Annotated in this window: 13 protein-coding genes; 3 read left to right on the top strand and 10 right to left on the bottom strand. The window is 36.4% G+C overall.

Features of this window, described 5'->3' with window-relative positions:
- The first annotated feature begins 34 nt into the window (after positions 1-34).
- Positions 35-397: a CoA-binding protein gene (locus QM491_RS03750; RefSeq protein WP_283325900.1), complete on the top strand. Its 363-nt coding sequence runs from the start codon at positions 35-37 to the stop codon at positions 395-397.
- Between the two features lie 194 nt (positions 398-591).
- On the opposite strand, the gene QM491_RS03745 is transcribed toward QM491_RS03750, so the two are convergent.
- From QM491_RS03745 to QM491_RS03720, 6 genes are all read right to left on the bottom strand, one after another.
- The gene (locus tag QM491_RS03745; RefSeq protein WP_283325899.1) at positions 592-1,593 is read right to left on the bottom strand and encodes a beta-ketoacyl-ACP synthase III; all 1,002 of its coding nucleotides are present in this window, start codon (positions 1,591-1,593) and stop codon (positions 592-594) included.
- Positions 1,594-1,836: 243 nt separating this feature from the next.
- Positions 1,837-2,586 carry a CDP-alcohol phosphatidyltransferase family protein gene (locus QM491_RS03740; RefSeq protein ID WP_283325898.1) on the bottom strand — a complete coding sequence of 250 codons (750 nt, stop codon included), beginning with the start codon at positions 2,584-2,586 and terminating at the stop codon, positions 1,837-1,839.
- Between the two features lie 12 nt (positions 2,587-2,598).
- Positions 2,599-3,240, bottom strand: a complete 642-nt coding sequence (locus QM491_RS03735) for an MBL fold metallo-hydrolase (RefSeq protein WP_283325897.1) — start codon at positions 3,238-3,240, stop codon at positions 2,599-2,601.
- Between the two features lie 110 nt (positions 3,241-3,350).
- The gene (locus QM491_RS03730) at positions 3,351-4,046 is read right to left on the bottom strand and encodes an SAM-dependent methyltransferase (protein ID WP_283325896.1); all 696 of its coding nucleotides are present in this window, start codon (positions 4,044-4,046) and stop codon (positions 3,351-3,353) included.
- A 7-nt stretch (positions 4,047-4,053) separates the two neighbouring features.
- A complete protein-coding gene (locus QM491_RS03725; protein ID WP_283325895.1) occupies positions 4,054-4,824 on the bottom strand; it encodes an alpha/beta fold hydrolase in 771 nt (256 codons plus the stop codon).
- 77 nt (positions 4,825-4,901) lie between these two features.
- On the bottom strand, positions 4,902-5,738 hold the full coding sequence (locus QM491_RS03720) for a glycerophosphodiester phosphodiesterase family protein (RefSeq protein ID WP_283325894.1): 837 nt from the start codon (positions 5,736-5,738) through the stop codon (positions 4,902-4,904).
- Between the two features lie 401 nt (positions 5,739-6,139).
- On the opposite strand from QM491_RS03720, the gene QM491_RS03715 reads away from it, so the two are divergent.
- Together QM491_RS03715 and QM491_RS03710 are read left to right on the top strand one after the other, a co-directional pair.
- Complete coding sequence (locus tag QM491_RS03715; protein ID WP_283325893.1) at positions 6,140-9,457, top strand: TonB-dependent receptor; 3,318 nt, start codon at positions 6,140-6,142, stop codon at positions 9,455-9,457.
- A 362-nt stretch (positions 9,458-9,819) separates the two neighbouring features.
- Positions 9,820-11,214 (top strand): hypothetical protein, encoded by a 1,395-nt coding sequence (locus QM491_RS03710; protein WP_283325892.1) that lies wholly within the window; start codon positions 9,820-9,822, stop codon positions 11,212-11,214.
- Between the two features lie 76 nt (positions 11,215-11,290).
- On the opposite strand, the gene QM491_RS03705 is transcribed toward QM491_RS03710, so the two are convergent.
- From QM491_RS03705 to QM491_RS03690, 4 genes are all read right to left on the bottom strand, one after another.
- On the bottom strand, positions 11,291-12,280 hold the full coding sequence (locus QM491_RS03705) for a UDP-glucuronic acid decarboxylase family protein (RefSeq protein WP_283325891.1): 990 nt from the start codon (positions 12,278-12,280) through the stop codon (positions 11,291-11,293).
- Between the two features lie 73 nt (positions 12,281-12,353).
- Positions 12,354-13,667: a UDP-glucose dehydrogenase family protein gene (locus QM491_RS03700; protein ID WP_283325890.1), complete on the bottom strand. Its 1,314-nt coding sequence runs from the start codon at positions 13,665-13,667 to the stop codon at positions 12,354-12,356.
- Between the two features lie 202 nt (positions 13,668-13,869).
- Positions 13,870-15,546, bottom strand: a complete 1,677-nt coding sequence (pafA, locus tag QM491_RS03695; protein ID WP_283325889.1) for an alkaline phosphatase PafA — start codon at positions 15,544-15,546, stop codon at positions 13,870-13,872.
- A gap of 78 nt (positions 15,547-15,624) precedes the next feature.
- Complete coding sequence (locus tag QM491_RS03690) at positions 15,625-16,068, bottom strand: type I restriction enzyme HsdR N-terminal domain-containing protein (RefSeq protein WP_283325888.1); 444 nt, start codon at positions 16,066-16,068, stop codon at positions 15,625-15,627.
- Positions 16,069-16,177 lie beyond the last annotated feature (109 nt).

Genomic DNA, 16,177 nt, shown 5'->3' with positions numbered 1-16,177 from the left:
AGTAGTAGGGTAAGGGGATGATATATAAATACTTATGGCAAAAAAAACCTTAGTGCTTGGCGCAACGAATAATTCGGCAAGATATGCCTACATCGCAACCAATATGCTTTTAAGTCACGGGCATGAAGTAGAGCTGTTAGGAATTAAAAAAGGAGAAGTGGCTTCTATTCCTATTCAAAATGGTTTTCCCGAACTGGAAAATATTGATACAGTTACTATGTACATTGGACCACAGCATCAGGCTGAATATTATGATTATATTCTGAATTTGCATCCAAAACGTATTGTATTTAACCCCGGAACCGAAAATGCGGAATTTGAGACTTTGGCACAAAATAATGGAATAGAAGTAGAAGAAGCTTGTACCTTGGTATTACTCTCAACAGGACAGTACTAATTTGAAAATTTGAAGATTTGAAAATGTGCTAATTGGGAAATTTAATGATAATTGAAAGGATTGATAAAAAATATGAGGTTGTTTAGCTCTATTTATCGACCTTATTCTCTATCTACGAAACATTTTCAAATCTTCAAAATGACAAATCTTCAAATTGATTAGTCTTCAAATCAGCACATTTTCAAATTAAATAACTACCACCTAATCAAAGCAGAGCCCCATGTAAAGCCACTTCCAAAAGCGGCCAAACATATCAAGTTTCCGTCTTTGACTTTTCCCATTTCCCAAGCTTCACTTAAGGCAATTGGGATGGAAGCTGCGGTGGTGTTTCCATATTTTTGGATATTATTCATCACTTTTTCCTCTGGTAGCCCCATTTGTTGACGAACATATTCTGAAATGCGTAGATTGGCTTGATGTGGTACTAATAGGTCAATATCTTCAGGAGATAAACTATTCTGTGCCAAAGCCTCTTTAATTACTTCAGGAAAACGAACTACAGCGTGTTTGAACACCATGTTTCCGTTCATAATGACTTCACCTGTATTTTTATCATCAAATAAATCATCATAAAAACGCTTTGGACGGCTACTGCCTGGGTCTTTTACATACAAATCTTCTGCGTAAGTTCCGTCGGCATGTAAGTGTGTCGAAAGAATTCGATGAGATGGGTCAGTAGTTGCTTGTACGACCGCAGCACCTGCGCCATCTCCAAAAATTACAGCAACGCCTCGACCTTCAGTCGAGTGATTGAGGAAAGTAGATTGTATTTCGGCACCTATGACCAAGATGTTTTTGTACATCCCCGAACGAATAAATTGGTCGGCTGTTGAAAGCGCATATATAAATCCCGAACATTGATCACGAATATCTAGTACTCCAATGTTTTGCATACCCAAATTACGTTGCAATACAAAGCCTGGTCCAGGGAAATAGTAGTCAGGAGTAATAGTAGCGTACACAATAAAATCAATTTCCTGTGGCGTCAATCCTGCCCGTTCAATCGCAATTTTAGCGGCTTCGGTAGCCATTGAGGCATTAGTGTCCTTACCATAAGTAAAATAGCGACGTTCTTTAATACCAGTTCGCTCGGTAATCCAAGTATCGTTGGTATCCATAATGGTTTCTAGATACTGGTTGGATATGATATTTTCAGGAACATAATGTCCTAGTCCAACAATTTTTGAATAATACATATTTTGCCAAGTGAATTAGTTTGTTGTTAATGCTAGTCAGAAATAATGAACGACTATTCTTTTTCGAAAAGCTAGTTGTTTATATTTCTGTCTAGATTTTGTGTAAAAGTAGGAAAAAATTATCTTTTTCAGTGGTAGTGCTTGTTTAAACAAAAAGTATTAGAAATCCATCATACCTAAAATATAAAGAGCTTCTTTCAAACTTTTGTTTAAAAGAAGCTCTTTTCATGATTTTGGAAATAGTTACTTTTTCTCCCCCATCAAATTATCAGCAATCGAAATCAAGATATAGATAAAGATAACCAATGGAATCGCAACAAACTTGAAAACCAAAATTAAGGCTAAGGAAAGTATTAAAAAGATATATTTAACCTGATTAGATTTCCAATCAAAGTTCTTGAATTTCAAAGCAAATAGGGGTATTTCGGCTACTAACAAATAAGACATTACGATAGAATAAATAATCAAAATATTGTAATTGAGTACATATTCACGGTATTCGGGATGATACACCAAAATCAATGGCAACGACGCCACTACCATACCATTGGCTGGCGTAGGCACTCCAATAAACGAATGACTTTGGCGGGTATCCACATTAAATTTTGCCAATCGTAACGCCGAAAATACAGCCAGCGCAAAAGCAATATAGGGTTTATAAAACCCAAATAACCCTACGGTACAAGTACCTGTTGTGCAACTTCCTTCAATCAGTTTGAGCATGATAAAGGCTGGCAAAACACCAAAAGTTACCATATCTGCCAAAGAGTCTAATTCTTTACCGATAGGAGATTGTGCATTGACCAATCGAGCAATAAAACCATCGAGCCAGTCACAAACCAATGCCATACCAATAAGGATAGATGGCAAAATTAATTTGTCAGGCTGGTCAATAAAATCTGGCGTGGAAAGAACAATATTTAACCCAAAAATCCCACAAAGTAAATTTCCACATGTGAGAGCATTAGGGATATGATTTTTGATTGAAAACATGCTATGTTGTGCTTAAAGTCTGACAAATGGATTATTCTTTTTCTCAAAACCAATTGTCGTACTTGATCCATGGCCAGGGTAAACTACGGTTTGGTCGGGAAGTGTGTAAAGTTTTGTTTTGATACTTTTTTCTAAATCTGCGAAGCTACATAAAGGTAGGTCTGTACGCCCTACACTACCTTTAAACAATACATCGCCACCAATCACAAAATTTTGGTCTTTGGCATAAAACACCACGTGCCCAGGCGCGTGTCCCGGCGTAAAGAAAACCTGTAAGGTACTATTGCCAAAGTTTATGTCTTTACCTTCTTCCAAATACTCATCTACAGAAGAATGCTCGTAGGCAGGAAATCCCCAGAAGGCTGCTCTATCAGGTGCTGTGTTTAATACTGGAAGGTCTTTTTCGTGTAAAAAGTAGCTAATGTTATAGTTTCTTTTGATGAAAGCATTACCCAAAATATGATCTATATGAGCGTGTGTATTGAGTAGCTTGACTGGTTTTAACTTTTTCTCTGAAATAAAATCGGTCAATGCCTTACGTTCTTCATACACATGACAACCCGGATCGATGATGACACATTCTAGGGTTTCGTCCCATAGAATGTAGGTGTTTTCTTGGAAAGGATTAAATGTAAATATTTCTATCTGAATCATTTTCTTGTAAGAATAAGTCTATATCGACAAAGTTATAAAAATTACTGAATAGTAAATGTTGCAATATAATGGTGGAACCTAGTATACCGAACTGTCTATTTACCTATCCGTTAAGCGCTCATCAAAAACATGGTTGGTTTTTTGTGTAAATCGGGCTTTTGTTTTTTCCATTCCGAAATAGTTTTGGTTTGGATAAACTCATCTTCGGCGCTTACATTACTCGCAATACAAAGCTTAATATTGCCTTGACAGGTTTGTAAAATATCCTCCAAAAATTGATTATTACGGAATGGAGTTTCCATAAATATTTGTGTTTGGAGTTTCTGAGCACTTTTTTCTAAATTTTTTAAAGATTTCTGTCTTTCAATTTTATCAATTGGTAAATAGCCATGAAAGATAAAAGATTGTCCTGAAAAACCTGAAGCCATCAAACCCAACAGAATAGAGGACGGTCCGACTAAGGGACATACTTTTATTCCTAATTCGTGTGCGATTTGTACAGCAACAGCGCCAGGGTCAGCTACGCCAGGGCAGCCTGCTTCAGACATTACACCAATGCTTGCATCGGCAGGAATTTGTTTAAAATAAGAACGAACTTTGTCGGAAGTGGTATCTTTATCTAATTCAAAAAATACTAGCTCGTCAATGACTTTGCCTAGCTTGAGTTCGCTAATACATCGACGAGCCGTTCGGATATTTTCTACAAAGTAATAATTTGTTTGTTTGACTACCTCCAATATTTGTGGTGCCAATACCTGCTGAGCGGTATTGGGTGCCAGCGTAGTTGGAATAAGATATAAGGTCATATACTCGCTATTGTACAAATTCTCTGGTGATTCTGATAAATTCTTGTGGATTGTCGGCCTGTATCCAGTGACCAGCACCCTCTACAGTAACTAACTCATAATTGGGGAAAATTTCCCAAATACGGCGTTCATCTTCGGGTTGGATATAGTGCGATTCGGAGCCACGAACAAATAATACAGGTTGGTCTACCACGTGCTCGTTGTTTAATTCATGTCCAACTACATCGATATTCTTAGTGATAACAGGGACATTGATACGCCAATCAAACTGATTTCCTTTTTCTGGATTTCTCCAAAGGTTTTTAATCAAAAACTGACGAACTCCTTCTTTTTCTTCAAAACGTTTTAATATTTCGTTGGCTTCGGTGCGGCTTGTAAGATTCGGGAGATCAACAGCGGCAAGCCCTTGCAAAATCATGTGATGATGCACGGGATAATATTTGGGCGCTATATCAACCACCATCATTTTTGAAAACGAATCTGGGTAGTTAAGTGCAAACTGCATAACGGTTTTTCCACCCATTGAGTGACCAATAATTACTGGATTCTCGATTTGATGATCGTCAATAAATTCTTTTAAGTCGGCAGACATCACTTCGTAATTGAACTCGTCGCTTCTTGGTGACTGACCATGATTACGCTGGTCGACCATATATACCTGATAAGTATCGGCCAAAACTTTCCCGATTGTAAGCCAGTTGTCCGACGAACCAAAAATACCGTGAAGAATAATAATTGCTTGGCCAGTTTCGCCAGCTTTTCTAAAATATAGTTTCATTTTCGAATATGAGAGCTTTCTAGTAAATGTACATTCCGAATGAAATACGCCTATCTGCTAAAATCTAAGAAGGAATGTTATTTGTTTTTTTCTGCAAAGATACGACTTACCTCGACAGGGTAATCAGTAATCATTATATCTAATTGAAGACTTTGTGCTAAATTCTGATAAAACGATGGCTCAAAAGGCTGAGGATGATTTTTAGTATTTTCGCTACAATCTGCCATAAGTCGAACACCTTTAGTTTTTAGTGCTGAAATAAGGGATACAGGAGTTTGAGGACTGACATAGGCAATTAGCTGCTTGAAATTAGGCTGAAAAGCTTGGATACTGTTCCAATCATCTTCATTCCTAATCAATGCAGATACATGTGTAGTAGACGAAAGTTGAAAAACCTCCTTCGTATCTTCAGGTTTGAAGGTAAGAAAAAGTACTCTCGAATCGAGTTGGTATTGCTGTACCGCTTCGTACACTTTTTTCAACAATCCACCTTTTACATCGAGCATTAGCCAAGCGTTTGGATGATTTTTGAGCCAAATCAGCATATCATTGAAGGAAGGGATAGGTATTTTTGAAATATTACCTTGACTATTTTTCAAAAAAGTTTTTGAAAGTAATGAGTCGCTGGATGTTTTAAGGAAGCCCGTAGAAGTTGTTGTTCTATCAAGACTTGTATCGTGTAAGATAAAGAGAGTACCATTCTGGTTTTCTCGAATGTCTAGCTCAAGAATAATAGGAGTGGAACTGGTATTTTTGTATGTATAGTTAAAAAGTGAAGGACTATTTTCAGGGAAATTTTGATAAAATCCTCCACGATGCCCACAAATTTTGAGATTTTGTGCAAAACTTTCTATACTATTAAAAAGTAGCATAGTAGAAGCAATCAGGAAAATAAAATTTCGAGTAGTATTCATTCCTCAAAAGATTTTTTAAAATGTTTGTTGAAAAGATTTTGGGAGCTACAAAAAACTAAATAAAATTCGGATTAAGTCATCTTTAAAATTGACTTGACTTATAGCAAAATTAAAACCTTTATCATGAAATATAGGTATATACATCAATTTTAAAGAATCTTTAAAAAATACTAATCTTATAGATTAACAAAATCTGATTGGTTTAGAATTCTTTTAGTTAAACTGTTTGGGTAAAAATTAGTATTATTTTAAGAGGCTAAATGACCAAAACTTAAAAATCAGTATATTACAATAAGGAAATTTACATTCAGTTAATTTTCGAATTTTGTTGTTACTAAATTTTTGTTGTTATTTTGTAGCCAAATCATCCATTCAGTTTCTAACTAAATTCCAAATTCACTATGTTGAAAAGAATCTTTACCACTAACGTAGTTGTATCATTGCTTTTTGCAATTATGGCTACAATTTCAAGTGTACAGGTTTTTGCACAGGTTACATCTTCATCAATTTCTGGTATTGTTACTGATAAGAAAGGTGAAGCACTTCCCGGCGCAAGTGTAATTGCTGTACACACTCCATCAGGTACACGTTATGGTGTATCCACAAACGCATCAGGTCGCTATACTCTACCAGGGGTACGTGTTGGCGGTCCTTTTACAATTAAAGTAACATTTGTTGGTTACAAAGAGCAAGTAAGAGAAAATTTATTTACAACACTTGGTACTGCAACAAACGCTAGCTTCACAATGGATGAAGATGGTGGAAAACAATTGGATGAAGTAGTTGTAAAAACTTCTCGTTCAGACGTATTTAGTTCTGGTCGTACTGGTGCCGCTGCTACTTTCGGTACAGGTGCAATCAATAGCTTACCTACAATTGGTCGTACAATTGATGATATCACCAAATACAATGCTTATAGCAATGGACGTTCTTTTGGTGGTCAAGATAGCCGCTTCAACAACTTTACCATTGATGGTTCTGTATTCAACAATGGATTTGGTTTGGGTAGCTCTTCACAAGCAGGTGGTCGTACTGGTACAACTGCTGTATCTTTAGATGCTATCGAACAAGTGCAAGTAAACATTGCACCATTTGATGTTCGTCAATCTGGTTTTGCTGGTGCTGGTATCAACGCTGTTACTCGCTCAGGTACAAACGAATTTACAGGTTCTGCTTACCATATCTTTAGAGGTAGTAGCCTTGTAGGTAAAAAAGCTGACGGTAAAGATTTACCAACTGTAAATATTGATGAGAAAACTACAGGTTTCAGAATCGGTGGTCCAATCATTAAAGATAAATTGTTCTTCTTCGCTAACTACGAAAACTTTAAAAGCTCAACTCCTGCATTGACTTGGTCTGCAAACCGTGCTGGAGCAACAGGTAACGTATCTCGTGTTACTGCGGCTGATTTAGAAGATTTAAGTAGTTTCATGAAAACCAACTTTGGTTGGGATGGTGGAGCCATCGATAATTATAATAATGATGTAACTTCGGCAAAAGCATTGATTCGTTTGGATTATAACATCAACAACAATCATAAGTTGTCTGTACGTTACTCACACCATGATTCTCAATCTGGTTCTATTATCAGTAACTCTAACTCAAGTAATACTGCTGGTAACGGTAACAGAACAAACTCTGCACTTGCTTTGTCAATGCAGAATACTGGATATGTGATTCAAGATAATACTCGTTCGATTGTAGCAGAATTAAACTCTACATTTAATAGTAAGTTTGCTAACAACTTTATTGCAACATACAACAAGCAAACTGAGGACCGTGTTCAACAAAACTTGTTTCCAACAATTGATATCTTAAAAGATGGATCTACTTATACTGCATTGGGGATGGATCCATTTACTCCAAATAACAAGTTGAATTATTCTACATTGAATTTGACTAACAACTTGTCTTATTTTGCGGGTAACCACACATTGACATTAGGTCTTGCTTACGAATACTTCACTTCAAATAACGTATTCTTCCCATCTTCAAATGGTGTTTGGGTGTATAACTCAATCGACGATTTCAAAACAGCAGCTTTAGCTTACAAAGCTAATCCAAACTTGACAACTTCTCCTGTTCCAATCGCTCGTTTCAACTATAGATATTCATTGTTACCTAACGGAGAAGAACCACTTCAAACTTTGAAGATTTCTACTTACTCTGCATATTTGCAAGATGAATTCCAAGTAAATGATCGTTTGAAATTGACAGGTGGTGTACGTTTTGATATTTTCAGCTATGATAACTCAACTTCAGCTTCATTCTATAACCCTGTTGTTGCTGGTTTGACATACAAAGATGAAGATGGCGCTAATTTGAAGGTAAATACAGGAGCATTCCCAACAGCTAAACTTTTGGTTTCTCCACGTATTGGATTTAACTACGATGTTAAAGGTGACAAAACTACTCAAATTCGTGGTGGTACTGGTATCTTTGTTTCACGTATTCCTCAGGTATTGGTTTCAAACCAATTGGGTAATAACGGTGTAAACACTGCATTGATTAGCCCTACAACAGCTGCTGATAGATTGAAATATCCATTCACATTGGATCCAAGTATTTATAAGCCAACTACTACAGATATTACAAAATTGCCTGCTTACGTAGTGAATGCTTCTAAAGAAGATTTGAAAAACCCAATGATTTGGAAGTCAAACATCGCTATTGACCAGAAATTACCTTTAGGTTTGATTGGTACAGTTGAAGCTATCTACAACAAAAATATCAACGCATTGCGTTATATCGATGCTAACTTGAACGCTCCAACAACAAAATTCGCAGGTGTTGATACGCGTGATAGATTCACTGGTACAAGATTTATCAACAGTGCTACTACTAACGTATTTGTTCTTTCTAACACTGACAAAGGCGAATCTTATTCATTTACTGCTAAATTAGAAAAACCTACTACTGACGGTTTTGGTGGTATGTTGGGTTATACTTATGCAGTTGCAAAAGACCTTCAATCAGTTGGTTCAACTGTTCAGGCTAACATTCCTACAGTTGCAGGTCAAAACTACTTAGGTGCTGCTTATTCTGATAACGATTTGCGTCACCGTATCGTTGGTTATGTTAACTACCGTTTGAACTATGGTGGTAAAATGGGTGGTTCTACTATGTTTACTTTAGGTATGGTATCTAACAGTGGATTTAGACAGTCTTATACTTTTGGTAACGACTTCAACAACGATGGTCAAATCAACGACTTGATTTTTGTTCCAAATAAAGGCTCTGACTTGAATTTTGTTAACCAAACAATCAGTGGACGTGTTTATACTGGAGCTGAACAAGCTGCTGCATTTGATGCATTCATCGAAGGTAACGATTACTTGAAAACTCGTCGTGGTCAATATGCTGAACGTAACGGTGGTTATTCTCCTTGGTTGACTCGTTTTGACTTTACTGTAGAGCAAGATTTCTATATCAAAGCTGGTAAAAACAAGAAAAACATTATCCGTTTGCGTGCAGATATCTTGAACGTTGGTAACTTAATCAACAACAAGTTTGGTGTAGGTTGGGTTGCTACTAACTTAAACCCATTGAGAGCAACTGTAGCTAGCGACGGTTCTGTAACTTACACATTAGGTACTCAAGTAGTACAAGATGCTGCTGGTGCTAACCAAACTATTTTGTTGCGTGACTCATTTGTTAAGAGTATCAACGTAAACAACGTATGGCAAGCACAATTCGGTATTCGTTATATTTTCGAATAGTTGAATATTTGACGACTTAACATATAAAAAAATCCCGCCTCACAAGGGCGGGATTTTTTTATATAACCCATAAGCTTAGATATTTCATGATATATAAATTTACTTAAAAGTTATTTTAATAGTTTATCCCATAAAATTGGAGTTAGTAATTATTATCGAAGAAAAAATAAATTAAATGAAGTAAAATAGCTTTTTCATTATTTTTTCATATTTTTATATCTATTGTACTTAGCTTCTATAATATTTGATTTTTATCTAAATATGCTTAAGCATATTGGTTTAAGACCTATTGATCTTAGTTATTATATCTATGATATTTTTATAAGTAAATTAGTTAGTTCACCAATAAATCAAATCAAATAATGAAAAAGTATAAATTTATTTTCTACCTATTCTGTTATGTTCTTGTGTCATGTAATCAAGATTCCCTCCTTAAAGAGCAAGACTTACATAAACCTTCTGCTCAAAGAACATTACCTGCGGGAGACCCTAATTTAAACCCTAATTGGGACTGGACTACCTCTAATTGGTATGTCTATTTTAATAATGCATCGGGTAGTATAGGCTCTGTATCAACTTTGAATCCATTCTTAGATGGTTCTCAGAAAATTTTTGGAAATACAAATCCAAGTCTAGCTGATATGTATCCAAATCAAGGATGGATGCTTGTAGCTCGTGATTTTGGAACCTCGACGGACGCAAATACTTTCCCTTTTTTATTACTGTACAATAAATATAGAGGGCTGTTAAGGGTTTGTGTTTTAAATACATCAAATGTACTTGCAACTTCGCAGCAAATTAAACTTAGTTTTGCTTCAGCTAGTTCCTATCCAAACTCATTCAAATTTTCTAGTACAAGAGCTGATTTGATAAATGGAAATGCAACGAATAACTTTTCACAAAGTGCTGTAACATTTGCAGGTCCGCAGCAATGGATGGTTGCTGAATTTAATGTTCAGGGTTATTCTTCAAATTTTGATGATTTTTCAGCATTTAATATTTCTGTATCAGATATTGTAGATCAATCATTGCAGTTAACTGGAAATATATCACTCGATGGAAGTGCACAGCCACAAGTAGGTGGTATGAGTTTTTGGGATGGAACAAAAATATTATCGTCATTTATTGCTTCAACTGTTGACCCAATTGCAAAAATCGTAAAAAAAGATATAAATTCATTGGTATGGCAGAATTCAGGAACTATTTTAGGTTCACTTATTGATGCAGTTTCAGGTTTTACTGGTGGAGGTACTCCTAGTAGCTACAATATAAAATTAAATGGAACTATTACTCAAAACGGTACATTAAGTCTCATTTCTCCCAAAACATCATTTAGTGTATATTTGAAGCCTATTAACACTACTGCATACCATGCAATTCAATCGATTCCATGGGGAGTATATAATATTAATCCAATCCCATATTATTTAGTGGAATATGCTGACAATGAAAACCCAGGTTATACAAGTTATTATTATGAACTAAGATTACCTGCTAACTTTATCACCTCTGTTCTTTCAATTAATCCAGCTATTTCGGGGCAAATTTCTCAAATAAAGGCAAAATTTATCGATAAAGGATTTCCTCAACAAACATTAAATTCTCCATTTATACCATTAAATGATTTTGAAAGTAACTATCAAAACTATATATTCCCTTTATCTAATAGTACATTCTCTCTTCAAGAGATTGGGTTACAAATTATTTATAACGATGGGACTATTGTTTATAATTCAATTCCTCTACATAATTTGTAATACGTTCTCAAAATAACTTTAAGTTTAAGTAAATAGCCCACTAAACACTTAGTGGGCTATTTACTTAAATTTAAAGTTATTTTCTTTCGTAATTTTCAAAACCTCTGTGATCTGCCATTTTGTATAGCTCATCGTTTGGTAATGACTTGAAGTATTCGTAAGTGATCTTTAGACCTTCTGCACGATTAACTTTTGGCTCCCAACCTAAAAGCTCCTGTGCTTTTGTGATATTTGGTTGGCGTTGTTTCGGGTCGTCTTTTGGTAATGGTAATGAAATCAATTTCTGGTTTGTTCCAGTTAATTTGATGATTTCTTCACCAAATTCTTTGATTGTGATTTCATCTGGATTACCAATGTTTACTGGATAAGCATAGTCGCTCAACAACAAACGATAGATACCTTCTACTAAATCGTCAACGAAACAGAATGAACGTGTTTGTGAACCGTCACCAAACATTGTTAAGTCCTCTCCACGCAACGCTTGACCGATAAATGCTGGCAATACACGACCGTCGTTCAATCGCATTCTTGGACCGTAAGTATTAAAGATACGAACAATACGAGTTTCTAAGCCATGATAGGTATGGTATGCCATCGTCATAGCTTCTTGGAAACGTTTTGCTTCGTCATATACTCCACGTGGACCTACTGGGTTTACATTACCCCAATATTCCTCTGTTTGTGGGTGTACCGTTGGGTCACCATAAACTTCCGAAGTAGAGGCAATCAATACTCTTGCATTCTTAACACGAGCCAATCCCAAACAGTTATGAATACCCAATGAACCTACTTTCAAGGTCTGAATTGGAATCTTCAAGTAGTCAATCGGAGAAGCTGGTGAAGCAAAGTGAAGAATATAATCTAATTCGCCTGGAACGTGGATAAACTTCGATACATCGTGGTGATAAAACTCGAAGTTAGGTAATTTGAACAAGTGCTCAATATTTTTTAAGTCACCTGTAATAAGGTTATCCATTGCAATAACATGATAACCTTCTTTGATAAATCTATCGCAAAGGTGAGAGCCTAAAAAACCCGCTCCACCTGTGATTAATACTCGTTTCATATTGTTTAGATTTCGCGATTTAGTGAACGAATATTTTTTATAATACACTCATTCACTAAATCACAATTCACCATTATTTAACTGCGTCTCTACCTACTGAGTAGTAAGTATAACCTAGTTCTTTCATTTGATCTAGTTCGTACAAGTTACGACCGTCGAAGATTACTTTGTTTTTCAACAACACATCCATTACCTCAAATTCTGGTGTACGGAATTGTGGCCATTCAGTCATAATCAATACCGCATCAGCATCTTTGATTGCTTCGTAAGGACCTTTTGTATAGGTGATAACATCTCCGATTACTCCCTTCACATTTTCCATTGCCTCTGGGTCAAATGCCTTGATAGTTACGCCCTCAGCCAATAACTCTTCAATATTGTATAAAGCTGGAGCTTCACGAATATCATCAGTGTATGGTTTGAATGCCAAGCCCCACATCGCAAATACTTTGCCTTTCAAATCACCACCGAAGTGTTCTTTGATAGTTGGGATTAATTTAGTCTTTTGGCCTTCATTTACGTTCATAACAGCCTTCAAGATTTGGAACTCGTATTCATTATCTGACGATGTTTTTGCTAAAGCCTGAACGTCCTTAGGAAAACAGCTACCGCCATAACCAATACCAGCAAATAAGAAGCGCTTTCCGATACGAGAGTCTGTACCAATACCACGACGGATATCGTCTACATTAGCACCCACTTTTTCACAAAGGTTGGCAATCTCGTTCATAAACGTGATTTTAGTAGCCAAGAACGCATTCGCTGCATATTTGGTCATTTCAGCCGAACGCTCATCCATGAAGATAACAGGATTACCCTGACGTACCAATGGTGCATACAACTTGTTCATCACAGCTTTTGCTTTGTCCGAACGAGTACCAATAACCACACGGTCAGGCTTCATAAAGTCTTCTACAGCTACACCTTCACGCAAAAACTCAGGATTGGATACCACATCAAAAAGTTCTTCAGAAGCATTTTTAGCAATAGCTGCGTGTACTTTCTCGGCAGTTCCTACTGGAACAGTACTTTTATCGATAATAACCACATACTGGTCAAGAATAGGGCCTAAATCATCAGCAACTTTCAAGATATATTTCAAATCTGCTGAGCCATCTTCGCCTGGAGGGGTTGGCAAGGCCAAAAAGATTACCTTGGCATCTTTGATTCCTTCTGCCAAATTGGTCGTAAATTTCAATCGCCCTTCAGCAGTATTTCTGTTGAACAATACGTCCAAGCCTGGCTCATAGATAGGAATGATACCATTCTTCATTTTTTCGACTTTCTTTTCGTCGATATCAACACAGGTTACTTGATTGCCTGTCTCGGCAAAGCAAGTCCCTGTTACAAGACCCACATAGCCTGTTCCAATTACAGCGATTTTCATAAATTCAGATGATATATTCGATTAAAGTTGGGAAAATATAAAATGCGGGTTAAGCGTTAAAAATTCTTTATGAATTTATACCTTTTCCTGCATGAATCATACCAAACTAGTTATTTTTCAAAAATAAGTTATTTTCTCTAGAAAAGTAAAAGAGACCCAATCTTAATTAGGTCTCTTTTAGTAAAAGGAACAAACATTCGTACTATTTTACGACATCTGTAATGATATTACCAACGGTACCGTTGGGTTCTAGTACATCTAATAAATCTGCAACTGTAGGGGCAATATCAGATATATTTGTACGCTTAGAGGTTTCACCGTGTTTGATTTTCCAGCCATACCACAACAATGGAATATGCGTATCATAGCGATATACCGAACCGTGTGTTGTACCTGTTTTACGTCCTGTAAACCATCCTGGGTTTAAGAAGTAAAGAATATCTCCACTACGTTTGACATTGTAGCCATTTTTGATATAACCAATCTGATATTCTGGTACAGTAGCATTCGCAAGATTTTGAAGATCAACTACATTGGCAACTTCAGGCCTTTTCAAGAGTGCTGCTTGAACTACCTCAAATACTTGAGCACGAGAAATATTTCTTGTTTTCAAGGTCTCATGGTTTAAGTAAATTTGATTGTTTTCATCAGCTCTTACATAATCTCCCTCGCCAAAAGAAGCTTTTAGTGCGTCTTTTACAGTATTAGTGATTGCAAGTCCGTCGGTTGTTCCAGCAGGAAGTTTTTTGGACTGCCAATAGCCAGGCACGTCTGCTACACCGTGGTCGGCACTCAAGAATACTAGTACATTGTCTTTGCCTAAGTAAGTATCTAAGAAACTTAACAATGACGCAATTTCTCTATCCAAACGGATATAAGTATCTTCTGCCTCAATCGAGTTTGGCCCAAAGGCGTGACCTACGTAATCTGTTGAAGAAAAGCTTACTGTCAAGAAATCGGTGCTTGCGCCTTTTCCTAATTGCTCATTTTGGATAGCCGAAACTGCAAAATCTTTAGTTAGTGAGTTACCATACGGCGTCGAACGAATCACTTCCAATAGATTCACACCTGCTTGTGCTGCAAGCTCATGAGGAAATACTGGTTTTTGTTCACCGCTCAATTTCCCTTCAAATGGTTGATCATCAGGAGTACTTTCAGTGTATTGCTCGATTGGTAACAAAGTATTCCAACCTTTTGCTACATATTTTTGAGGATTTTTCTGAGCATTAAATTCTTTAACCCAGTTTGGCAATTCATTCATATAAAATGAAGATGAAATCCAGAAACCATCTTTTGAATCAAACCAATAAGCAGCGTTGGCTGTATGACCAGCTGGTAAAATAGCGCCACGGTCTTTCAAGGCAATACCAATTGTTTTGCTTTGATGATTTTGAGCAATTTTTACTTGGTCTGTAATAGTTGAAACCAATAAGTTTTTGGGTGACATCAACCCCGCAGAAGTAGACGCTCCTACTGTTTTTACTGTCGAATCTTCTACACAATAAACGGTACGTCCAGATTTGCTATCAAACCATTCGTTTCCGATAATACCATCTACCGCAGGCACTGAGCCTGTAAAGATAGCTGCGTGCCCAGCTGCTGTAACAGTTGGTACATAATCGTAATGGTGATTACGGCAATTGAAGCCTTCGCCCATCAAACGCTTGAATCCTCCTGCTGTATATTTATTGCTGTAACGGTACAAGTAGTCATATCTCATTTGATCGACAACAATACCAATCACCAATTTGGGTTTACTAGGAACTGTTTTTACAACTGCTGTGGTAGCTTTAGAGGTACTCTTTATTGAAGTTTGAGCAGATAAATCTGTGACAACAGCACAAAGTCCAGCAAGCAGTGTTATGAGTTTTTTGTTCATAATGAAGGTAGTTTTTTGACAAAGATACATAATCATACAGCAATGATAGTGTGGCTTTGTAGTTATGAATTTATGAAATTATGGGAATAGGGGTAGGTTTTCCAAAAAGTTAATCTGGAAGGTATCCCAATTTGTTTGACAACAGTATTGACTCATGCCATTAGTAATTACTACATAAGGACTACGCAAAGTATGATTATATTGAGCCACTTGTTCAAACACCGCTTGTGTAAGTGGAACATAGGGAGCTTTACATTCGATAACCATAAATAGCTGACCCATTCTGTCAAATACCTGAATATCAGTACGTTTTTGGACATTGTTATAAGAAAGCCCCGATTCAAGTTTGATAAGACTTTTTGGATATGACAAATGAACAATAAGATAGTTGACAAAGTGTTGTCGAACCCATTCTTCAGGAGTTAGAAACAAATACTTTTTACGAAGCTGATCGAAAATGTATAATTTCCCATCTTTTTTTTGTAACTTGTAGTCAAATGTAGGAAGGTTCAATAATTCCATGTATTTCTACTGCACAGTTTGTTATGAAAATTAGATAAATCTTAACAGACTCGTAGCCTGTCAGTTAGCCTCAAAAAGGCAGTACTTCTTGTCTAACAAAATTTAGTAA

The organism is Flectobacillus longus (assembly GCF_030056705.1).
GTDB lineage: Bacteria > Bacteroidota > Bacteroidia > Cytophagales > Spirosomataceae > Flectobacillus > Flectobacillus longus.
The sequence above is the reverse complement of the archived record's forward strand: the minus strand, read 5'-3'. Positions and strand labels throughout refer to the sequence as shown.